General features: G+C 39.8%; 18 protein-coding genes, 1 tRNA gene and 1 pseudogene. 4 read left to right on the forward strand and 16 right to left on the reverse strand.

Translation table 11 applies throughout. From position 1 onward, the window contains the following. Nucleotides 1-132: pseudogene (locus IM479_RS05420) on the forward strand (IS30 family transposase); the annotation flags it as partial. 602 nt (nucleotides 133-734) lie between these two features. On the opposite strand, the gene IM479_RS05425 reads toward IM479_RS05420, so the two are convergent. The 7 genes from IM479_RS05425 to IM479_RS05455 form a co-directional block, all read right to left on the reverse strand. Next, entirely contained in the window at nucleotides 735-1,490 is a 756-nt protein-coding gene (locus IM479_RS05425; protein WP_287676803.1) for a DUF2232 domain-containing protein, read from the reverse strand. Nucleotides 1,491-1,659: 169 nt separating this feature from the next. Then, complete coding sequence (locus IM479_RS05430) at nucleotides 1,660-2,364, reverse strand: Uma2 family endonuclease (RefSeq protein ID WP_287686511.1); 705 nt, start codon at nucleotides 2,362-2,364, stop codon at nucleotides 1,660-1,662. Nucleotides 2,365-2,446: 82 nt separating this feature from the next. Next, the gene (locus IM479_RS05435; protein ID WP_287077911.1) at nucleotides 2,447-3,742 is read right to left on the reverse strand and encodes a CO2 hydration protein; all 1,296 of its coding nucleotides are present in this window, start codon (nucleotides 3,740-3,742) and stop codon (nucleotides 2,447-2,449) included. A 57-nt stretch (nucleotides 3,743-3,799) separates the two neighbouring features. Beyond that, nucleotides 3,800-5,350 (reverse strand): NADH-quinone oxidoreductase subunit M, encoded by a 1,551-nt coding sequence (locus tag IM479_RS05440; RefSeq protein ID WP_287686509.1) that lies wholly within the window; start codon nucleotides 5,348-5,350, stop codon nucleotides 3,800-3,802. Between the two features lie 78 nt (nucleotides 5,351-5,428). Continuing rightward, nucleotides 5,429-6,154, reverse strand: coding sequence for a carbonic anhydrase (locus IM479_RS05445; RefSeq protein ID WP_287077913.1), 726 nt, complete (start codon nucleotides 6,152-6,154; stop codon nucleotides 5,429-5,431). Between the two features lie 80 nt (nucleotides 6,155-6,234). After that, nucleotides 6,235-8,088, reverse strand: coding sequence for an NAD(P)H-quinone oxidoreductase subunit F (locus tag IM479_RS05450; protein WP_287686508.1), 1,854 nt, complete (start codon nucleotides 8,086-8,088; stop codon nucleotides 6,235-6,237). A gap of 46 nt (nucleotides 8,089-8,134) precedes the next feature. Beyond that, the gene (locus tag IM479_RS05455; RefSeq protein WP_286827089.1) at nucleotides 8,135-9,079 is read right to left on the reverse strand and encodes a LysR family transcriptional regulator; all 945 of its coding nucleotides are present in this window, start codon (nucleotides 9,077-9,079) and stop codon (nucleotides 8,135-8,137) included. Between the two features lie 278 nt (nucleotides 9,080-9,357). On the opposite strand from IM479_RS05455, the gene IM479_RS05460 reads away from it, so the two are divergent. Continuing rightward, nucleotides 9,358-10,068 (forward strand): Uma2 family endonuclease, encoded by a 711-nt coding sequence (locus tag IM479_RS05460; RefSeq protein ID WP_287699288.1) that lies wholly within the window; start codon nucleotides 9,358-9,360, stop codon nucleotides 10,066-10,068. A gap of 137 nt (nucleotides 10,069-10,205) precedes the next feature. Here the strand turns inward: IM479_RS05460 and grrM are convergent, their stop codons facing one another. The 4 genes from grrM to IM479_RS05480 form a co-directional block, all read right to left on the reverse strand. After that, nucleotides 10,206-11,366, reverse strand: a complete 1,161-nt coding sequence (gene grrM, locus IM479_RS05465) for a cyclophane-forming radical SAM/SPASM peptide maturase GrrM/OscB (RefSeq protein ID WP_287686513.1) — start codon at nucleotides 11,364-11,366, stop codon at nucleotides 10,206-10,208. A gap of 85 nt (nucleotides 11,367-11,451) precedes the next feature. Next, nucleotides 11,452-12,573: a murein transglycosylase A gene (gene mltA, locus IM479_RS05470; protein WP_287686504.1), complete on the reverse strand. Its 1,122-nt coding sequence runs from the start codon at nucleotides 12,571-12,573 to the stop codon at nucleotides 11,452-11,454. Between the two features lie 76 nt (nucleotides 12,574-12,649). Next, entirely contained in the window at nucleotides 12,650-13,984 is a 1,335-nt protein-coding gene (locus IM479_RS05475) for a hemolysin family protein (RefSeq protein ID WP_287686502.1), read from the reverse strand. A 32-nt stretch (nucleotides 13,985-14,016) separates the two neighbouring features. Continuing rightward, nucleotides 14,017-14,310, reverse strand: coding sequence for a hypothetical protein (locus tag IM479_RS05480; RefSeq protein WP_061431314.1), 294 nt, complete (start codon nucleotides 14,308-14,310; stop codon nucleotides 14,017-14,019). Nucleotides 14,311-14,374: 64 nt separating this feature from the next. Here IM479_RS05480 and IM479_RS05485 point away from each other — a divergent pair. Next, a tRNA-Ile gene (locus IM479_RS05485) sits at nucleotides 14,375-14,447 on the forward strand. Between the two features lie 271 nt (nucleotides 14,448-14,718). Here IM479_RS05485 and IM479_RS05490 read toward each other — a convergent pair. Together IM479_RS05490 and IM479_RS05495 are read right to left on the reverse strand one after the other, a co-directional pair. Next, the gene (locus tag IM479_RS05490) at nucleotides 14,719-17,445 is read right to left on the reverse strand and encodes a KGGVGR-motif variant AAA ATPase (RefSeq protein WP_287077918.1); all 2,727 of its coding nucleotides are present in this window, start codon (nucleotides 17,443-17,445) and stop codon (nucleotides 14,719-14,721) included. Further along, nucleotides 17,442-17,888, reverse strand: a complete 447-nt coding sequence (locus IM479_RS05495) for a hypothetical protein (RefSeq protein ID WP_287077919.1) — start codon at nucleotides 17,886-17,888, stop codon at nucleotides 17,442-17,444. Before IM479_RS05495 ends, IM479_RS05490 begins: the two co-directional genes overlap by 4 nt. 216 nt (nucleotides 17,889-18,104) lie before the next feature. On the opposite strand from IM479_RS05495, the gene IM479_RS05500 reads away from it, so the two are divergent. After that, nucleotides 18,105-18,998: a DNA adenine methylase gene (locus tag IM479_RS05500; protein ID WP_287686500.1), complete on the forward strand. Its 894-nt coding sequence runs from the start codon at nucleotides 18,105-18,107 to the stop codon at nucleotides 18,996-18,998. 9 nt (nucleotides 18,999-19,007) lie between these two features. Here IM479_RS05500 and IM479_RS05505 read toward each other — a convergent pair whose 3' ends face one another. The 3 genes from IM479_RS05505 to IM479_RS05515 form a co-directional block, all read right to left on the reverse strand. Beyond that, nucleotides 19,008-19,271: a hypothetical protein gene (locus IM479_RS05505; protein WP_287686498.1), complete on the reverse strand. Its 264-nt coding sequence runs from the start codon at nucleotides 19,269-19,271 to the stop codon at nucleotides 19,008-19,010. 190 nt (nucleotides 19,272-19,461) lie between these two features. Further along, nucleotides 19,462-19,932, reverse strand: a complete 471-nt coding sequence (locus tag IM479_RS05510; RefSeq protein WP_287686496.1) for a type II toxin-antitoxin system VapC family toxin — start codon at nucleotides 19,930-19,932, stop codon at nucleotides 19,462-19,464. Beyond that, nucleotides 19,929-20,696, reverse strand: coding sequence for a hypothetical protein (locus IM479_RS05515; RefSeq protein WP_287686495.1), 768 nt, complete (start codon nucleotides 20,694-20,696; stop codon nucleotides 19,929-19,931). Before IM479_RS05515 ends, IM479_RS05510 begins: the two co-directional genes overlap by 4 nt. Between the last annotated feature and the right edge of the window lie 102 nt (nucleotides 20,697-20,798).

A 20,798-nucleotide genomic window follows, 5' to 3' on the forward strand; every position in this document is an offset into this window, starting at 1 on the left:
ATAGTCAAGCCGGAAGAAGTTCAAAAAGCTGTAGAATTAATTAATCATCGTCCTCGAAAATGTCTTGACTATCGAACCCCTTTTGAGGTATTCTATGAATTATCATCAGACATTGATGCACTTCATTTTTGAATTGGCGACCTTCTAGCTGTTGATTAATTAATTTGGCGATACCTAATTGACGATTGAGATGACAAGAATTGGGGTTAACATGATTAGCTAATTCCAGAAATCTGACCCCATTTTGATTATAAAAAGCCAGGGATGAGCGATATAATATTTCTGTAGATAAAATCAGGGTTTGCTCGTTATAATTAGCAGTCTCCAATAAATCCCTTAATAACTCCTGTCGGTTATGGGCAGGAAAATAGTAAATTAAACCCAAGGGATAATTAGCATTAACCGATGATAGCACTTGGACTAAAGCATTAAAAGCATTTTGTGCCGCTAAATCTCGATCGCCTACTAGATAATAAACTAAAGCTAAATGGGCAGTAGCAAGGGGATAAACCGCCATTTCTAGGACTCTTTGCAGAGATTGAAAAGCCATCTCCACATACATTGATCGCATTGGGGAATTTTCCGCTTCAATTAAAGCCATCACCGCACAATTATGAAAATCTAAAGCCGTTTCCGGTTCATCCCAATTAGTAGATAGATTTTCTGCGATTAAAAACTCTCCATCGACTACCGGATTAATTGACTGGAGATATTGACGATAAAGCGCTAAATAATCACTCATAATCTAGTATGGCCTGCACCCATTTGGGCGGACGAGAAATCGGATTACCGAGGCGATCAAGAACTAATAACGCCACTAAATGCACGGCAAATAGGTATAATAAACTATTGACAAATATGCCCACAACTGCCATCGATTGAACTTGCAGCAGCGTCGGTTTAGCGAGAATCCCTAACTGGGTGAAAATCCAATCGATAAAATTAGTCGCTTGGGTAATCACATATAACCAAAGATTTTCGCCTAAAAGAATTGAAAATAGCCAAAAACGAAAGAATAAACCAAAAGCCCCCAACAGTCCCCCAGTCAAGATAGAAAATTCCCAGCGCGCACCCCGGCGCCAGCATAGCCCCAATTGTAACCCCATCAAGCCGTGGGGAATCAAAAAGACGATACTGCGAGTCGGTCCCATCAACACCGACAAAAGTAAACTAGAAACTAATGCTGTCATGGAAGCACAACGAGCGCCCCAACGTAAATAGGCTAAAGCGATAGGAATCGGGAAGAAAACCCTTAATAACGGTCCGAGGGGAAAATAATAGTCAATTAACCAGATTAAACTGGTAGCGCTGGCCAAAAAAGCCGTCTCCACCGTGATCAGGGTAGCGATAGACTTGAGAGGAGATGGTTGGATAGGTTTGGCAGTGGGTTTATCTAGGGGTTTCTCCTCTTCCCCCAGATCTACCCAATTGCTTTCATCTATTGTCTCTTCTGAGGATTGAGCGGGAGAATTAGCGTTAGAATCATTCATTCTATCAGTTATCCGGTGGTCGGGACGGGTTGGCAAGCTATTCTTAGCTTAGACTTGTGACTCCCAGTCAGGCAAGAGGCAAAAAATACTAAGCTGTTGACTATCTAAATGGGTGAGGGGTGGGGTAATTTACGGAAAATATTCCTATTTTCACTGAAAAAAACTGGCTCTAAATACCTTCTAAATCGGCTCCTAACTCCCGTAAGCGAGATTTTAATTGTTCTATTTGTTGTAAAGCTAAAACCTTCTCTTGACGTTCCTGTTTAGCCACTTCTGCGGGGGTAGGAATTAATTCAGCCTCCCTATTAAAATAGCGTAATTGTTGTTGATAAATACCCAGAAATAAGCCTAAGCGATCGCTCCATAGCCAACCCCTGTCCGTCGGTTCAATTGCTTGATATTGCCCTTCCATGAGCCGAAATCCTTGTAATTCTAAGGTTTCAGGATCGAACCAAAAATAATCGGGAGTGCGAAAAATATCTTGATAAATTTGTTTTTTCTCGCCGCGATCTATTTTGGCGGTACTAGGAGACAGAATTTCCACGATAACATCGGGATATTTGCCCCCTTCTCCCCAAACTAACCAACTTTTTCGCTCTAAGCGTCTTTCTGTTCCCAAAACGACAAAAAAATCTGGCCCGCGAAAATCCTCGGATTTTTTCTGATTAGGACTATAATAAATGCTCAAATTAGCGGCGGCAAAATAATCATTACGATCTTGCCATAACCATTCTAAAGACTGAAGTAAAATCAGAATTTGTTGTAAATGAGCGTAGCTTTCCAAGGGGGGTTCCTCACTCCAGATATCCCTAGGGGGAAATTTTACCTCATCCGCACAGGACTCGTTATTATCGATGATGGGAAAAGTGGTCATCTTTTTTGAGGTTGGGTGTCGGTCATCTCATTATATCAAAAAAGGTGGGCTATAAACCCACCAGAAAAGTAATCAAAAAACCTCAACGATAATTAGGACTTTGGATATCTCTAAGACGCGCTTCGGGACGTTTAAATCTGTCCATTTGTGCCTCAAAGAATTGACGATTTTTGAGTAAATGTTTGGGATTAGGATCGTCGAGGGGATAGAGTAAAGCAGTGCGTAGAGCTTGAATAACTGCCGAAGTCACATTATACATCGATCGCTGAAAACTAATCCCCAATTGAATCAAAATATCGTCTTCCCCCCGGCACTGTTGCTGATAGTAATCGATCAGATATTGGGGCAAGAAATGATACATATCATCCATTAACAATGTGGGGGGGATTCCCGCAGTACCCACGGGGAAAACATCAGCGTAAAGAATGCCATAGTGAAAGTCTTTTTGTTGGTAGGGAACCTGTTTTGCTTGGGCATTATAGGACTTTGTACCCCGGAAGGGAGCAGTACGATAAAAGACGGCTTCCACATAGGGTAAAGCCGCTTCATAAAGCCAAGTAAAAGCCTTTGATTTGGGGATAATTTCGTAGCATTGACCATCAATATAAACGTGATGATAAATTGGCCGGCCAGCGATGGCAAAAATGCCATTAACGAGGAAATTCATAGCATCAGGAACACCTTTAAACCCGCCTTCATCGTAGATATCGGACATCTCGAAAAACACCGGAGCCATCACTTCCCAGAATAGTCCTAAATTGGAGTAATAGGACATCATCCGCACCTGTTCCAAGAACATATCGGGGAACAGGTCATAAAGTTTCATCATCACGGGATTTTTCTTGAAATAGGCCTTAATAGCGCGGTCGGCATTTTGGCGATATTCTTCTGAATCAAGATAGGCATCAAATAAACCCCAACCCATATCGCGGCCATGCCACAACATGGCTTGCATACAAGCTTCGGCAAATTCCATATTAATTCGGTCATGCCAAAGATGATGGATTAATCTGGGCATTTTTTGGGTTTTACCTTTATCCATGAATTCTAACAATTCAGGGTGAGCAGAACCTGTGCCGCGCCAGATGCGTAAATCGGCATTATCGCCAGCGTAATGATTTTGTAGGTCTAGGTATTCTTGGGGCAGAAAATATTTAAAAAAGGGCAAAGGATCCAAGAAAACTCTTTCGGCAATGTAGAGAAGATCACGCCAATAAAAATCCATCGGTACGGCATAAGCTTTATAAATCCCGATAATTTGCATCAGGTTTTCGGGAGTATCCGGTAACATGGATCCACCCGCTTCTAAACGCTGGATAATTTCGGCAAATTCGTGAGTAGAAGGGGGAAGTTTGGCTTTGATTAATGTCCCAGTCATAGTTTTAGGTAAAGTAATTAGCGGCGGTTACAATAATTCGGAAACAGCAAGGGATAACTAACTATTACTCAAAAATTTACCCCGATTCAACCAGTTGGTTTTTGAGGACTTTTGCGGAGATTTTTTGAAGACAAAACTAGGTTTTGCTTCTCCCGATAAGCTGGCAACCATCGAGTTAGTGGTGGGTTCAATCCAACGGACTAAATAATTGGGTTGAATACCTAAAAAGACGATTAATACCATTAGGACAAAAGCGGGGATAGTTTCCGATTTCAAGACTTTGGGATAGTAGGCAAGTTTGTTATCCAATTTACCAAAACAGGTGCGATTAAGCAGGATAACAAAGTAAACCGCCGTTAAACCGGAAGCGATGATACAGAGAACCGTCTGCACGGGAAAACGGGAAAAACTACCCTGAAAAACGATAAATTCCGCCACAAATCCCACTAATCCGGGGATACCGGCGCTGGCCATACCGGCGAGAATTAACAGGGCGCTAACCAGGGGTAAACCGCGAATTGGGTTCATTAAACCGTTTAAAACGTCTAAATCTCTAGTTCCGGCTTTGCGTTCGACAATGCCCACCAGATAAAATAAGAGGGCGAGAATGAGACCGTGGCTAATCATTTGCGCGACGGCACCAAGGACGCTTAAACCCGTGCCGGCGGCGGCTGCTACCAGTATATAGCCCATGTGACCGATCGAACTGTAGGCCACCATGCGTTTAATGTCTTTTTGGGCAATAGCGCTCAAGGCCCCGTAAATAACGCTAATAACGCCGACAATTGCCAGTCCGGGGGCGATTAAAGACCAAGTTTCGGGGAATAATTGCAGACCAAAGCGAACTAAGCCATAAGTACCGAGTTTAGCGAGGATACCACCTAATAAAATTGCTGTAGCGGGGGAAGCTTCCGTATAGGCATCCGGTAGCCAAGTATGGAGAGGTACGAGGGGTATTTTGATGCCAAATCCCACTAACAGCAGAGTTAAGAGCAGTAATTGGGTTTTTTGGGAGAAATCGGCGGTCGAGAGGGAAGAATAGTCAAAAGTGCCGCCATTGAGGAAACCTATGCCTAAAAATGCCGCTAGGACTAATAACCCGGAGACGGCAGTGTAGAGAAGGAATTTAATCGAAGCATAGCCACGTTTTTCGCCTCCCCAGATAGCAATCATCAGATAAAAGGGGATTAATTCTAGTTCATAGAAAACGATGAACAGCAGCAGGTTTTTGGCCATTAATGCCCCAGAAACCCCAGCGTTAATCAGGAGGATTAGGATGTAATAAAGTCGGGGACGCTCTATTTTTTCTTCGCTACTATAGATAGCTATTCCTGTCAAGAAACAGTTTAAAATAATTAACGGTAAGGACAAACCATCGACTCCGAGGTTATAACTTAAACCGATTGGTTTTGCCCATTCGCGGTATTCAGAAAATTGAAAGCCATTGCTGGTTAAGTTATATTGGGTCAGCAGATATAAAGACCAAAAGAGGACGGCGGCAACAAAAAAGAGGGTAATTTGACGTAATTTTGCTGGGGCAAATTTATCGGGGAAAAGACCGACGATAATTGCTCCAATTATTGGCAACCAAAGCAGGGTACTGAGCATATTGGTATCGATCGAATTTACAATGACTGGGATGAGAAAACGATTAGCCAACCAACACGATGACTAATCTGGAATTGACTAAATTAAACTCACTTTTCCGCTATCGAGATCATAGTAGGCTCCGACAACTTTTAATTGTTTGCCGTCCACTAATTCACCGATAACTGGGGATTTGCCTAATTTCTCTACTTGATAGTTAACATTGGATTTAATTGCTCGCTCAAGTTTGTTAGAACCGGGTTGTCTTTCGGCTCGATCAACTCCCACCTGTAATCCATCGATTAAACGACCGATTTGTCCGGGAAAACGACCCCCTTCAATGGTGGCTTTTACCGCTCCACAACGGGAATGGCCGAGAACAATAATTACCTTAGCTCCTAATACCAACGTGCCGAATTCGAGGCTACCAATTTCTTCGGAAGTGGCTAAATTTCCCGCTACCCGACAAACAAATAGATCTCCTAATCCGCGATCAAAAACGATTTCTGCCGGCACGCGAGAATCGGCACAGCCCAAAATTGCCGCAAAAGGGGCTTGACTTTCGGCCACTTCTGTGAGTCGAGCTTGATCGCGGTTAGGACTTTTTTGTCTTCGTTCCCAGAAACGTTGATTGCCTTCCATGAGCATAGTTAAAGCTTGGTCGGGGGTCAATCCTTTATTTTGAGCAGTCAGCCATGGCTCAGAATTAACAGCAGTTTGGGCGTTAGTTTGGGACAGTTGCGAGCCTAAAATAGTAGCGGCCAGACCAGTTCCCAAAAAACCACCACCATAACGGATTAATTGGCGACGAGAGGTATTGAACATAGCTAGTTGTTTCCATTAATCAGGACAAGTCCTATTGTCGGGGCAAGGGATACTAAAGAAAAGCCTAAGTTATCAAATCTTTAACTGAAAACTAGAGAAATCTGTGATAACAACGGCCAACAGATGATAATACCGATCAAAGCGACCCCCAAAATAATCGACAGAAAGTAAAATTGGGTTTGGCCCGAAACGTTATATTTCAAACTCTGACCACCAAAAACCGTGGCTAATCCCACCAGGTTAACGACACCATCCACCAGAAAGGTATCGATCCAGTTAATAATTTGCGAGATTAATCCGACGACAAAAACGATGGTAACTTTATACAATTGGGCTGTATAAAGGTCGTTGGCAAAGAAATCTTGAAGAGCTTTGGGTTGAAAAACGATCGGTTTGGGGATATTATCATTCAGGTAAACATAGGCTGCTGGAATTACGCCAGCAGCGGTGGAAAGTACCAAGAGAAAAGCCACTCCCAGATTTAAGTTACTTGGTAATAAATGCCATTGCGCTAATAAAATCGGCACATGAATGGCGAAACCCATGGTCACAGTCATGGGTATAACTAAGGGCCAAAGAGCTTCCGGAGAGCGCAGGGTCATCGGTTTGATTTTACCGCCAAAGAAAACGCAAAATTCTCTAGTGACACTAAAAGCAGTTAAGGCATTGACCAACAATAGCACTAATAACAGTAAACCACTGATTTCCGAGAGGCGATCGCCCATGCGCGCTAATGCCCAAAAACCACCAAAGGGAGGCAGTGCGACTAAACTAGCTGCACCAACGAGATAACAAATACCAGAAACGGGACGACGGGACCATAAACCGCCGTATTGGCTTAAATCTTGGCTGATATTATTCCAAATGATGTTACCCACCACCATGACTAACAGGGACATAGCGATCGCGTATGTAAAGAGTAACACTAAAGCGGTTTCCGTTTGTCCGGTGGCAACAGCGATAAAAATCAGTCCCATGTAGGCACTGACGGAATAGGAAAGGGAGCGCTTGACATCGATCTGGGCGATCGCAATTAACCCAGCACCGATGGCAGTAACAGAGCCAACAATGGTCATCACCTGCAAGGTTAAGGGCGATAATTGTAGCACCGGCTCTAATTTCACTAATAACCAAGCACCAGTGGAAACGACGACGGTATTCCGCAGAATTGTCGCTGGCATCGGTCCTTCCATGGCCTCATCTAGCCATAAATGTAGAGGAAATTGAGCGCATTTGCCCATCGGACCAGCAATCAGGGCTAAACAGAGTAAATTAGCCACATTGGGGTTTAAATTGGCTGTGGCCGCCCATTCTGCCAATTGGTCAAAGTTCCATGTTCCCGCAAGGGGTAAAAGGGCCACTACTCCCATCAACAGGATTAAATCGCCAATCCGTTTAGTCAGAAAAGCATCCCGCGCCCCCGTCACCACCAGAGATTGATTGAACCAGAAACCAATCAGCAGATAAGTGCCGAGGGTGAGAACTTCTAGCACACAATAGCTGAAAAATAGCGAATTACAGATAACTAGGGCGCACATACCCCCTTCAAAGAGGGCGACGAGAGAATAAAACCTTGCCCAACCCCAATCCATTTCTAGATAGGCGATCGCATATACCTGAGCGGCGAGGTTTAAGCCGGTAATTAGCAGTAACGCCCCAATATTAACAGCTGAAATCTGCACATCTAAAGATATGCTTAAATTTGCGGCATTTAGCCAATTAAATGCTATGGATTGAGGCGGACGACCCCAAACGGCGATCAAAGCAAAAAGGCTATGGAAAAAAGCCAAGAAAGTCATGATCAAGTTCAGATAACCGGCCGGTCGCGGGCCGGTTTGCCGGATAATACCGGGAGACCAAGGTAGAGCGAGAAGTGCGCCCGCAAAGGCGTAAAGAGGTACCAACCAGATAGTCTGGCTGAAGGACTCGAACATATAAACACCTCAAGAAAAAAAATGATCCTGAATTAAAGTTTAAGGTTTAATGGCTCACTAATAAGCTGTCACCATTTTTTAACGGGGCATTAATCGGGATAGTTTGACTAGCTTCCAGCAGGTATTTTAAAAAAGCATCAGCAATCACGGAAAGTTGTTTTCCGGCCAAGTAACAAACGTACCAATTGTGCTGAATCGGAAAATGTTCCACGTCGAGGATGGCTAATTCGCCGTTTTCCCCTTCCGAGATGAGAGTATGCTTAGATAGTACCGATAGTCCTAAACCGCCAGAAATAGCCTGTTTAATCGCCTCGTTACTGCCTAATTCCAAGCGCACCTTCACCTTAATATCGTGGAGATTAAATAATTTTTGTACCGCTTGGCGGGTTCCAGATCCCGATTCGCGCATAATAAAAGGTTGCTGGTTGAGGGATTCAAGGGGGAGATTTTTCTTACCCACCAATGGATGATCTCGTCGCGCCACCACCACTAGGGGATTTTCGAGGAAAGACTGAGAACAAAGTTCCACTTCTTCTGGCGGTTGACTGAGAATATAGAGGTCATCCTCGTTGTTTAACATTCGCTCTTGCAGTTTCTGATGATTAGTCACTTGCAGGGCGATGTCAATACCGGGATACTGTTGACAGAATGCCCCCAGTAATCGCGGTACAAAGTATTTAGCGGTAGTAATTACGCCTAAAGTCAGCTTTCCCTGTCTAGTTCCTTTAATATCGGCCACTTTCATTTGAAAGTTGTCCAATTTATTAAAAATCTCTTGACAGGTGAACAGTAATTCCTTACCCGCTTCGGTTAAAAATAAACGTTTGCCAATTTGCTCGAATAGCGGTAAACCCACGGCTTTGGTGAGTTGTTTGACTTGGGTTGAGACGGTAGGTTGAGTGATAAATAACTCCTCGGCCGCCTTGGTAAAGCTACTGTGTCGAGCGGTAGCCTCAAAAACCCTTAACTGGTGCAGGGTTGCCTGTATCAAGTTCTTATCCCCTTCTCAATAACAACTATTTGTCACCATCAATCCTAACGTTTTTATAGATTCTAGTCAATTAATTTTTTGATAAATATAGACTTTAATAGATATAACCGCCGCTTAAGACCTTTTTCAGCTTTTTCTCCCCATACCCCATTACCCCATCTCCCCAATTCTTAATTGATAATTCATAATTCCTATTAATATATTTTAATTTCAGCTTTCATGATCGATAAAAATCTTGCTATAATCAGAAAAAAACCATCTATTAAAAATAAAAGACAATGGTTAGTTATCTTGATATTGACGACGATCTTCTTTTCCCCGATAGCGATGGTCAACCGATGGCAGATAATACCGAACAATATGAGTGGATTGTCAAAATTAAGGAGAATTTAGAGATTATCTTTGCGGATGACCCTAAGGTGTTTATTGCCGGAGATTTACTCTGGTATCCTCTGCGTTCTACTTTGGTTTCACCGGTTGCTCCCGATGTGATGGTAGCCTTTGGCCGTCCCAAAGGACGGAGGGGTTCCTATCGTCAATGGCAGGAAGAAAATATCGCTCCTCAAGTGGTTTTTGAAATTCTATCACCGAAGAATACAAAAGCAGAAATGAGTCGAAAATTAGAGTTTTATGACACATATAGTGTAGAAGAATACTATTTATATAACCCGATGCGCTGTCGTTTACAAGGATGGCAAAGACAGGGAGAAAAGTTAAGAGAAATTATCCCCATCAATGACTGGATAAGTCCCCGTTTAGGTATGCGTTTTATCTGGGATAAATCTAGTTTAGAATTGTATCGTCCTGATGGAGAGAAATTTTTAACAACTGTTGAGTTAGAGTCTCAAATGCGTCAAGAAAAGAAACGCGCTGATAGAGAAAAGAAACGCGCTGATAGAGAAAAGAAACGTGCCGATAAAGAAAAAAAACGTGCGGATCGACTAGCGGAACGCTTACAGGCGTTAGGATTAAGTTTAGAAGAAGAATAATACCATTTTTCTTTATTCGTAGCAGGCATGACCATCTCTGTCGTTACTTTGGAAAAATGGTATTTAGATCAGGTTTTTTTCATAAGTTATTAGTAAACAGTAATCAATGAACTGATAACTGATAACTAAAAAAATCTTTAAACTTCTAATAAATTTTCTAGGCGATCGAGAACTATATCGGTGATGCACTTAATCCGGTATAAACAGGCTTTAGTATCTGTGGAGTTGAAAGTGCCATTTTCCCAATACTTGTTACTACCGGCACCCCCCCCACAAACCCCAAAATAATCACATTTTTGCCGACATAAATCGACTCCACCGCGCATATCAGCGTAAATTTGTTGAAATTTCTCGGTTTCACAGATAGATTCCAGAGAATCGCTCAAAACATTACCAAAGATAAAATCACCGTAGGGTTGGGTTTTAATCGATAGTAATTCCGGATCAAAGGTGGAAAAATTACCTTTATGATCGAAATTGACAATCATAAAAGGTCGATTCATATCGGTATTTTCTAAGCGTTCATCGGCATAAATCAAACTACAGATCGATTCAAATTCCCGCAGCTTAAATTCTCCTTGTTTGGCCGTGACTAACTCCCAAAATCTGGCGATAAACTGGCGATAACGTTGTTCAATGCCTAATTTATCCAAGGAAGATTGCGAATGAATACCCTCGGTTTCTTCCATATTAAAAGCCACATCGGTAAGACCATGATCCCAAAAAAAGTTAAAAATTTCGTCGGGATAGTCGAGAGAATCTTCTGTTAAAACAGCGATGACACTCACATCAATTTCATGTTTTTGCAAGAAAGAAATCCCCCGCATTGTAGCAGCATGACTGCCAGTTCCCTTGCGGTTTTGCCGGTGGATATCGTGAATAAAAGCTGGTCCATCAAGACTGACTCCCACATAAACATCATGCTTTTTAAATAATTGACACCAAGCATCGTTAATATAAGTGGCGTTAGTTTGTACCGAATGACGAAAACAGTAACCCTGCTGATTATATTTCTCGCTAACTTCCGCAATTTTAGCAAAGGCACTTTCATAAAAACTGATGGGAACTGCTAAGGGTTCGCCGGCGTGCCAGCAAATGGTAAAATCATTTTGGAGAAAACGACTGCTAAAAACCCTCTGAAAAATCGGCTCGATTAAATCTAAGGATAAGGTATTTTTTAAGTGGCGATCGGGTAAATAACAGTAATCACAATTGAGATTACAAAAAGAAGTCGGCTGCACGACTACTAAAGTAATTGGACCACAATCCGACCAATCTATATTTGTGTTTTTTTCCATCATTCTATTTTTAAAATCCTCCCTTACATATGATAACCGATAACTGATTCTGGCAAGTGTATCTTAATTATACATATACTATTTCCTATTCCCTCAATAATAAATAATATAATTGACCAGGAGTATTAATTAAACCGGCTCGCTCGCCAGCATTTTTTCCTGTTCCCATAAAAATATCTACCCTCCCAGTACCTTTAATCGCGCTGCCAGTATCTTGATCGAGAACATAGCGACTAACTAATTTTTTATTAAGATTTCCCTGGGGAATTTCTGTCTCAATTAATGCTAAAGCACCGGGGGGGAAAATACTTTTATCTGTAGCGATCGATCTTTCCGGTAAAACCGGAACTCCAAGACTACCAGTGGCAGGCGCGCCGTGGGTTTCTCGAAAGAAAATAAACCGATTATTGCGGGGAATATAATTCTTTAATTGCTCGGGATTATTTCTGAGAAAATCTAAAACCATTGGTAAGGTTAAACCCTCAGCAGGAAAAATACCATCGGCAATCATTTCTTTTCCCAGACTTGTGTAGGGATGCTCGGTATTGCCATCAAAACCGATGCTGATAATTTGACCATTAGGTAAACGTAATTTCGCCGAACCTTGCACATGAACTAAATAAGCTTCTAAGCGATCTTTTAACCAGACTAATTCGTATCCCGCTAGACGGCTATTTTCCCCCAGTAAACCATCTTTTCCCTCTAATTCTACCCTAGCTGGATGGGGTTTAGACCAGCGAGAAAAGTTAGCAGGTCGGCGATAGAGAGGATATTTATACTCGGCGTTTTTTTGGCGACTTGCTTGATAAATTGGCTGAAAATAACCAGTAAATTTAACATTTCCCTGGCTATCATTACCCAAAGAACGATACCAAATAAATTCTTTTTTAACTGCCTTTTGTAGAGCTGCGGGAGTGGGAGAATTCTGCACTAATTGACGAAAACGTACTAAGGAACGATGCACTCGCTGACGAGTTATTTCAGGAATAGGATAATTTTGATAGGCGCGGATCGCTGCCTGGCTATTCAGATAACGTAAACTATGATCGATCGCTTGTAGGAGGGTTTTTTTGTCCGTTAGCAGTCGTTCATCGTATCCCGTAGATGTTCCTAATTGTGAGATTTCAAAACGTTCTAGGGGCAAATTTGCGGGGGTGAGGGCAATTAATCCCAAGCTGAGGGGGAGGATTGTCAAAAGGTGTTTCATGGTGACAGGAGTGGGCAGCTATTGACTCGATTAACAATCAAGAAGGAGCAATGAGAAAAGTTGTTTCTTATTTATATCATGAGGATAGTTGTTGCCGATAAATCTTAATTTGTTCCAAGCGAGGGCCGACCTTAGAAATAATGGTAAATTCTAAATTTTGGTAATATAATTGTTCTCCCACCCGCGGTATTTTTTGCCAATGATGTAGGACAAAACCGGCTAGGGTTTGGTATTCATCGGCCAAGGGTAAACTTAAATTTAATGCTTTGTTCACGTCCTCTAAATTCATTTGTGCTTGTACGAGAAAAGTCGATTCATCGAGGAGTTGATATTCCACTGTTCCCGATTCATCACTAGGGGAAAAAGTTCCCAGAATCTCACCGATTAGATCTTTTAGGGTTAATAAACCGGCTGTTCTGCCAAATTCATCGACAATGATAACCATCTTTAAGGATGATTCCCGCATCACTGTTAGTAATTCATTTAAAGCAGTGGTTTCGGGGAAAAAACGCACAGGTTTTAACCAAGGTTTAATCGGAGTTGTTAAATTTAACTGACCTTCGGCAAGGGGTAAAGCTAAATCTTTAAAATCGATCAGACCACGGATATCATCACCGGAATCTCCTTCCACAGGATAACAAGAATAGCCACTGTTAACTACTTGGAGCAGTAATTCCTCAAAAGTTGCGGCCGAGGAAATAGCTATTAAACGGTTATGGGGAACCATGATTTCCGCGGCAGTGATTTCGCTAAACTGGAAAACATTATTTAAAATTTTCCTTTCCGCAGCTTCTAATCCCGTTAATTCCCCTTCCATGCTGATAATTAATTGTAATTCCTCGGAAGTTACCCGACTAGAACGCTGTAGATCCACTTCGGGGATACGGGTTAAAACCAATAAAAAACGAGTTGATTGGTTAATAATACCGATAAAAGGCTTAAAAATCCGGGAAATAACGCCAATAGGTGCCGCTAATAATCGCGCCATCGGTTCGGCATAAATTAAAGCTAGGGATTTGGGATAAAGTTCCCCAAAAACTATCTGGAGATAGGCCACGATTAAAAAAGCTAGACAAAGAGAAAAACCATGGGAGAGAAGATTTTGCCAGTTTAAAGAAAAGGGTAAAAAACTTAGTAATTTCTTCACAAAAACGGTCATGGTACTCTCCCCGATCCAACCTAAAGCTAAACTAGAAAGGGTGATGCCTAATTGGGTAGTGGAAAGTAAGCGATCGAGACTTCTTTGTAGAGATTGTACCGTCTGCGCTGGCACATCTCCCGCAGCTACTAGCTGACTGACGCGGGTGCGACGGACAGACACAAGCGAAAATTCGGCCGCTACGAAAAAAGCATTGAGGACGATTAGTAAAAAGACTAAAATTAAACGAGTCAATAAATCCTGATTATCCATAGCGAAAAGGCAAAATTCGCCTTTTTTGAAGTCTATCCTTTGGTTTCATCCTTTGATTGCGGTTTGTTTTTCTGTTGTTGCATATAAACTCTCACTCTTTTAATTACTTCTTCTTCTTTCACGGGGATAAAAGTTTGATTGCGACCATAACTGGTGCGATCGTTGGTAAACTTTTTAGCGGGATTGATATCCGGTTGACTGACTCCCTTCAGGGAGGCGATTCCCAATTGATAGGCTACCCAACCGCTACCGAAGCCGGCGGCTAACATGGCTACCATCAAAAGGAGTCCTAACTGCAAGGAGGTGCTGATTGAAAATTTTTTCATCTTGGTGGGGCTGGATTTTCACGTTCGGAGTAACTACCGATCTATAATGAGTTAATAGTATAACCCAGGGTTGGCCGAGCGGTTGAGGCAACGAACTCATAATTCGTCCTAGGCAGGTTCAACTCCTGCACCCTGGATACTTTTGATGGCTTCGGGTGATCGGGTTTGACTGCACTAGAGTAGGCGGCGGTAACAGATTACCTGACCATTTTCAGCTGCTTTGAGAACAGAAGTACAATCATTAATTTTATCCTTTTCATTTTTCAGGAAAGCTAAAAAAAACAAGAATCCCAGTAGTGTAGCTTTTTTGATGAACGAATCAATTCCCCAATGCTAGGTAATAGCAAATCCTGTTTTGAAAAGCTGATAACAATCAATCATATAGTCATTTCAAAAAAGCTCGAATCATTAAAAATTTGATTTCCCCAAAACTTTGCGCTTTAAAGCTAGAACACGAGGACGCGCACCTTGACTAGAAAATCCTAACCCTTCACGGAATATTTCGGGCATATAATAACGAACTGCATCTTCTTTATCCTTGTCCTCATAAATTACTCCCATTTGCTCAAGAATATTGACTGTATCAGCATTCAGATTAAACTGTTCTAGAGAAAAAGGAATTTTTTTATCACTATATGTAGGTAAACTTTTTTGTACCCAGCTTTTAAATATAGGATATTCTTCCTCAGACTCTCTAACTTTTTCTCGACTACAGGGTTCAAGCGCTCGTCGAATCGGTTGGGGAGGTAACAGTCTAGTATTCGACCATTTAGAAAATTGTATGTCTTGTTTGTTTTCTACAGTAATATTAGCAGCATGATACAAAAATCTCACAATATCCCTCGCTTGCAGTCTTCCATTAAAATCGGTTAAAGCGGCAAAAATCCAATTGTCTGACTTAGCTTCTCTTGCATTATCTGCTCCTAATTTTTTGCCCCAAAGTCGTTCTAGTTTTTCTTTTAAATCTTCAATTGAACAATCGAATAAATCTTGAGGGTTAGCATTAATAACCGATGATTGTATGCAGAGCCAATAGGAAAGTTTAAGAAACGATTCTAGATTCCAAGATAGATCATAATTACGATATAAGTTTTCAAATTGTTGCGAGTTTTGTGTGATTGTATTTCTCAAGAAATCTCGACGCAGAAAGACAATCAATCCGAGATTAGATTGCCTAATTTCTGAGAATTTATTGGGTAAATAATCGATCAAAGCTTTCAAGGCTTTTCGTTGACGGTTATCATTGGCAACATTAGGAAAAGCATCTTCTAATCCATCAAATAAAAATATAATCTTCGAGTTTTTTTGTTGAAGGTATTCATGCAGTTTATGTAATTGACAATTTTCAGGATTATAACCTAAAACTCTCGAAATTTCTTTGATCCAAAAATTTGTCCAATCAACCTCATCCCAATCCTGATTTGATAGCGACTGCGTGATTCTGTCTCTTAAATCCGAGGAGGAAAATTGATAATCATTATTAAGAACATTATTAACATTTTGCCGTGCTTGCTCAAGAATCTTTTTGGCCTTATCATTTAAATTTTGTGATTGCAGTAAAGGAAATATTAAACCGAGATTTTCTTGATTTTGAGGATCAACTTTATTTAAAAATTTTTCCCAAGACTGTAGGCGAGATAGCTGAATATAATTAAAGGTTTTTCCCGCACCTTTAGCACCAATTGAGATAACATTAGGTAGTTTATCTTGAAAATTACGAGCGAGATTTTTCAATGGCTCGGTAATGAGTAAATCTTCCCCTTCTCCCTTTTCTGCATAAATATATTTATTGCAAGTATCCCTGAGTTTTTTCACATCATCTAAGGAGTTATCTGAAGGTGTGACTGATGCAATGCTATTACTAGGTAATTTATCTTCTGCCCATTCTCTTGCCAGTTCCATCAAGGAAGTTGAACTTAATTTGTTTTGAGCTTCGTCCCAATTGTTAATATATAGTAACTCTTGGGCAAAATAAGTTTCTTTAATATCCAGTCTAGCAATATATAAAATCTCATCTTTTGGTTGAACATAAGCCGACTGTAATTGCTCTAAAATATTCTCAAATGCTGATAAATTTCTGACTTCTGGGGTTAAAAAACTAATAATTATCGAAGGATCATAATAATTATCATCCTTTACTTTTGAATCACTGGGAGCTAGTAAGCCAATTTTTTCTAAAACCATCCTGACACCTCGCCAAGATTGCTCATTAACTGTTGTTACTAAAAATCTTTGGATTCTAGAGTCAAATAAAATTGGGCTAGAAATTTCACTTAATCCTGCTCTTAAATCAATAAATATATAATCTACTGCTAATTTTTGCCCTAATTGATGAATTGCATCCCCTACCTCCCAAGCACCCGATGGATTTCTAGCTAAATTTTCTGGCAGTATAGGAGTATCTAAGAGTTCTTCTTCTTCAATAAAAGCGGGTAAAAAATATAAAGTTGATTTATTTTGCTGTTTGGCAGTTTTCTTAATTTCTTGAGTTACCCAAGAGAGTGCCACCTCTAGAGATGGCTTGGGATATTGATAAACTTCTAAAAAATTGCTCAAAGATACGGTTGCCTCTTGATTTTCATACCTTTGCCAATAGGTTAACCCCGGAGCCTCTAAATCTGAGTCAATAACTAAAATTTTAACTGGTTTATTTATCTCTTTTGCTCTTGCTAAGAGAGCAAGAATATAAGCAGCTAAATGTAGGGTTCTTCCCACACCACCTTTAAAGGAATAAAAAGCAACAATTTCTGGCTTATCTTGATAAGCATTTGGCAAAAAACTATCCGATTGATCTGAATCTGTATTTGCTTTTAAATAAGCGACTTCCTGCCAAAAAGGTCGAATCGATGGAGAAAAATCAGAACTATTATCTATTAAAATAAATTCTACAGGAATAGAAGCATTATCAATATCTAGCTGAATAATTTGTTCTGATTCTTGATACCAATCTCCAAACCATTCCTTTAATATTGAGTTAGCTTTGTGTTGATCATCTTGATTTTGAATACCAATCTCGAAAGCACTACTAAAACAACTAATTTTAACAATACCATCAGGTAAGTCATTTCCGTTAGCAGTTTCGCAAGCAATTTTTCTTTTAATATCAAACCAAGTTAGTAATGGCCGTCTTCTCATAGTCCCTGCAACTCCTGTGCAATCCAACTTAATATATCTAACAATTTTTTTTCTAATTCACTATCCTCAATATTTTTACAGCATCCCCCATATCGCCACATTTGATTAATTTCACCGCAAGAAAACTTTCTCTCTTGATTATTTTTTAACTTTCTCTCTTGATTATTTTCTAAAGGGTTCATACTTAATTGTGAGGGAAGTTTTAGTTTTTCTCCTGCAGCTAGTTTGTCTAGTAACTTATTTATATCATGCCGCACTTCACGTAATTCTGGACAAGAATCGGTGCAATCTTTACTTTGTCTTTTCAGTAAAACCGCTTTGAGACCACATTCAACGGAGTAAAATAGCAATAAACGATGAGCGTTAGTTCTGGTTCCGACCTTTGCCGCTCCTTGATTTTCTCTCCATGCTGTTTGTAGTTCTATGTCTGTAAAAGGAATCACCCAGTCAACCCTTTGCACGATATAGTTCCATCTTAACACAAAAAAAAACGCTTTCGCGGGCTTTTTCCACAAAAGCAAAGTTTAATTAACCTAACAACGCTTTTGCCTTCGCTACCACGTTATCCACGGTAAAACCGAACTTCTCTGACATTCCTAGAGAAAATATCGTAATTTTGTTAAAATAATCTCAAAGAAAAGCCTCTAAAATTGAAGATAATGTCCAAAATCGCTAAAAAACTTAGTAATTCTCCTTTTCGTTATCCCGGCGGTAAATTTTATGCCCGTAAGCTAATCTTAGCTTGTCTTCCCAGTCACCATAAGTATTGTGAACCTTTTGCGGGGGGAGCATCTATATTCTTTGCTAAGGAAAGTGTAGCAGAGAATATTCTCAATGACAAAGATGAAGAATTAATGAACTGTTATCGACATATCAAAGACCATCTTGATAGTCTAATTGAATTATTAAAAGATCTAAACGCTACCAAAGAATTACACAATTATTATAAAAATGAATTTCAACCAGCCAATGACCTAGAAAGAGCCATGCGTTGGTATTATCTAAATAGAACTTCCTACTCAGGAATTATGAAACTTGAAAATTGTTATTGGGGCTATGGTGATAAGTATTCTATGCGTCCTGAAAACTGGCCTTCTCACCTAAAAACCACTTCGGAAAAACTGCAAAATGTCAGTTTATCTTGTTTAGATTTTGAAGATTTAATCAATCAATTACCCGATGATTACTTTTTATTTGTCGATCCTCCTTACTTTCAAGCAGATCAAAATAAATTCTATTCCTGCTTCTTCAGTCTAGAAGATCATGAAAGGTTATGTAAGACGTTGAAAAAACATCAACATCGATTTAAATTTATTTTGACTTATGATAATTGCTCCGAAATTAGAGAAATGTATGATTGGTGTATTTCTTTACAAGATAATGAATGGAATTACACTATTAATCGAACTGATGATCAAAAAAATGGGTTGAAATTAGAACATGGTTATCAGAGTGAAAGACGCAAGGGCAAGGAGGTATTTATTGCCAATTATGATCTTCAGAAACCTGCAAGATTTACACCTCTACAATTAAGTTTATTCGATATATCTTGATTGCTAATTTTAATCAAGTAAATCCTCTATTTTTTCGATCGGGAGCCATGGTTGTAGAGGTTCAGCCGTATTAACATCAAAGAAAATTTTGGGATAATTAGGGATGAAATTACAGTTTTGATCCTGGCATTTCTGGCGAGAACACTTGATATTATTGGTTGGATTTGCTGTTAAATCTTTACTTCTGGCAACGTACATTTTAAAAAGGGCTTCTTTTTGATTATTAATATTAATTTTACTTAAAAATATTTGCTCTTTTGGTTGGGCTTCCAAACAAATAGTCCCGTTTCTAAATTGGTCTGAAAAAAAGCATTGGCAAGAGATGTAATCACTAAATCAAAATCTGTTTCAATATATTGATCTTTGTGAATATTTAGGCTTGTTGAAGGTATTCCTATCAATTTAGACCTTTTGTGTTCGGTAATTCGATTTGTAATTTTCCTGCGCGGGAATGGGTATTTTTTCAAAAAAGATCAAGTTGAACTTCAAAAAAAGGTTTTCTAATTATTAAGGGAGGATCACCGATTTCTCCAGAGAGTTTCAGCAAGTAGTCATCAAAAGTATCTAAAACATCCACTCTGGCTTTAATTGCAGTCGCCACATGAGTTGCATCTTTAGGTTTTAGTGCCTGATATTGCCACATCAATTCTCTGGCTAGTTCGCCAACTTTTCTGTCCACATCATAAATATAAATCCACTCATGTCGGAAAAAATCAGAGATTTTTTCCTCCCTTTCTTTAGGTAATTTTGGCTGTCCTTTTTCTAATTTCACCACTTCAATAAAAGTAAGAGCAGAAGTCACAATTATTACCTGACCATTTTCGGCTGCTTTGAGAACAGAAATACAATCATTAATTTTATCCTTTTCATTTTTCAGGAAAGCTAAAAAAACACAAGAATCCCAGTAGTGTAGCTTTTTTGATGAACGAATCAATTACTTCCTCCCAAAATTCCGATCATTTCCTCAATGCTAGGTAAATCTTTTTCCTCAGGAAAAATATCAATTGACTCAACTTTAATCCCGATTTTTTCCCCATCTTCTCTAGAGGTAACTATCCCCGATACAGAGACTCTTTTTTCTAGATATTCTTTGATATTATCAAGTAAATTTGTTTTAAAGTAACATTTGACACTTTTATTAGTCAATAAATTGTAAACTCTAAAAATAGGTTGACGACTTACATCAATAGCTTTAAGCACACCTTCTACAGTACCAAAACTTTGATATTTTCCCCCGATAATTTCATCAACATTAGCAATCAAAGCTTGATTTAAGTCGATACACCTCGAATCAAAGCCCAATTGCACCATAAACTCATCTCTTTTTTTCAATATTGCTAATGATCGCGCACTTTCTAAAGCTCGATCAGAAAAATACTTAGGGCGAATCGGATGTTCTAAAATTGTTACTATTCCCCTTTCTACAGTCTTAATAACTTCAGAAATTTGACTAGGTGTAATCTGATCTTGAGGCATTCCTTCTAAAGTAAGATGAATACTTCCACTATGAACTTGAGAGATTCTCCAATTTATCAGGGGGCGATTTTTGTTAGCAAGGGTTTTATCTACTTCATGGAGTAGTATTGCTAATTGTTCTTGAGCCTTGATAAATTTATCAAAAGACAACAGTGAGCCTTCTATATCTAATGTTAGGCTCTTGATTGTTTCCTTCGATATAGGGCTTTCCCTTTTAGTCATGGCTCTAGGAATCGTGATAATTATCTCAAGTGTAAAGGTTTTGGCTAACTAGGGTCTGCTGAAAAAGTTTTTCGGTGGGGGTTGGGGGTTGGGGGTTGGGGG

This window comes from Microcystis sp. M165S2, from assembly GCF_020245885.1.
Lineage (GTDB): Bacteria > Cyanobacteriota > Cyanobacteriia > Cyanobacteriales > Microcystaceae > Microcystis.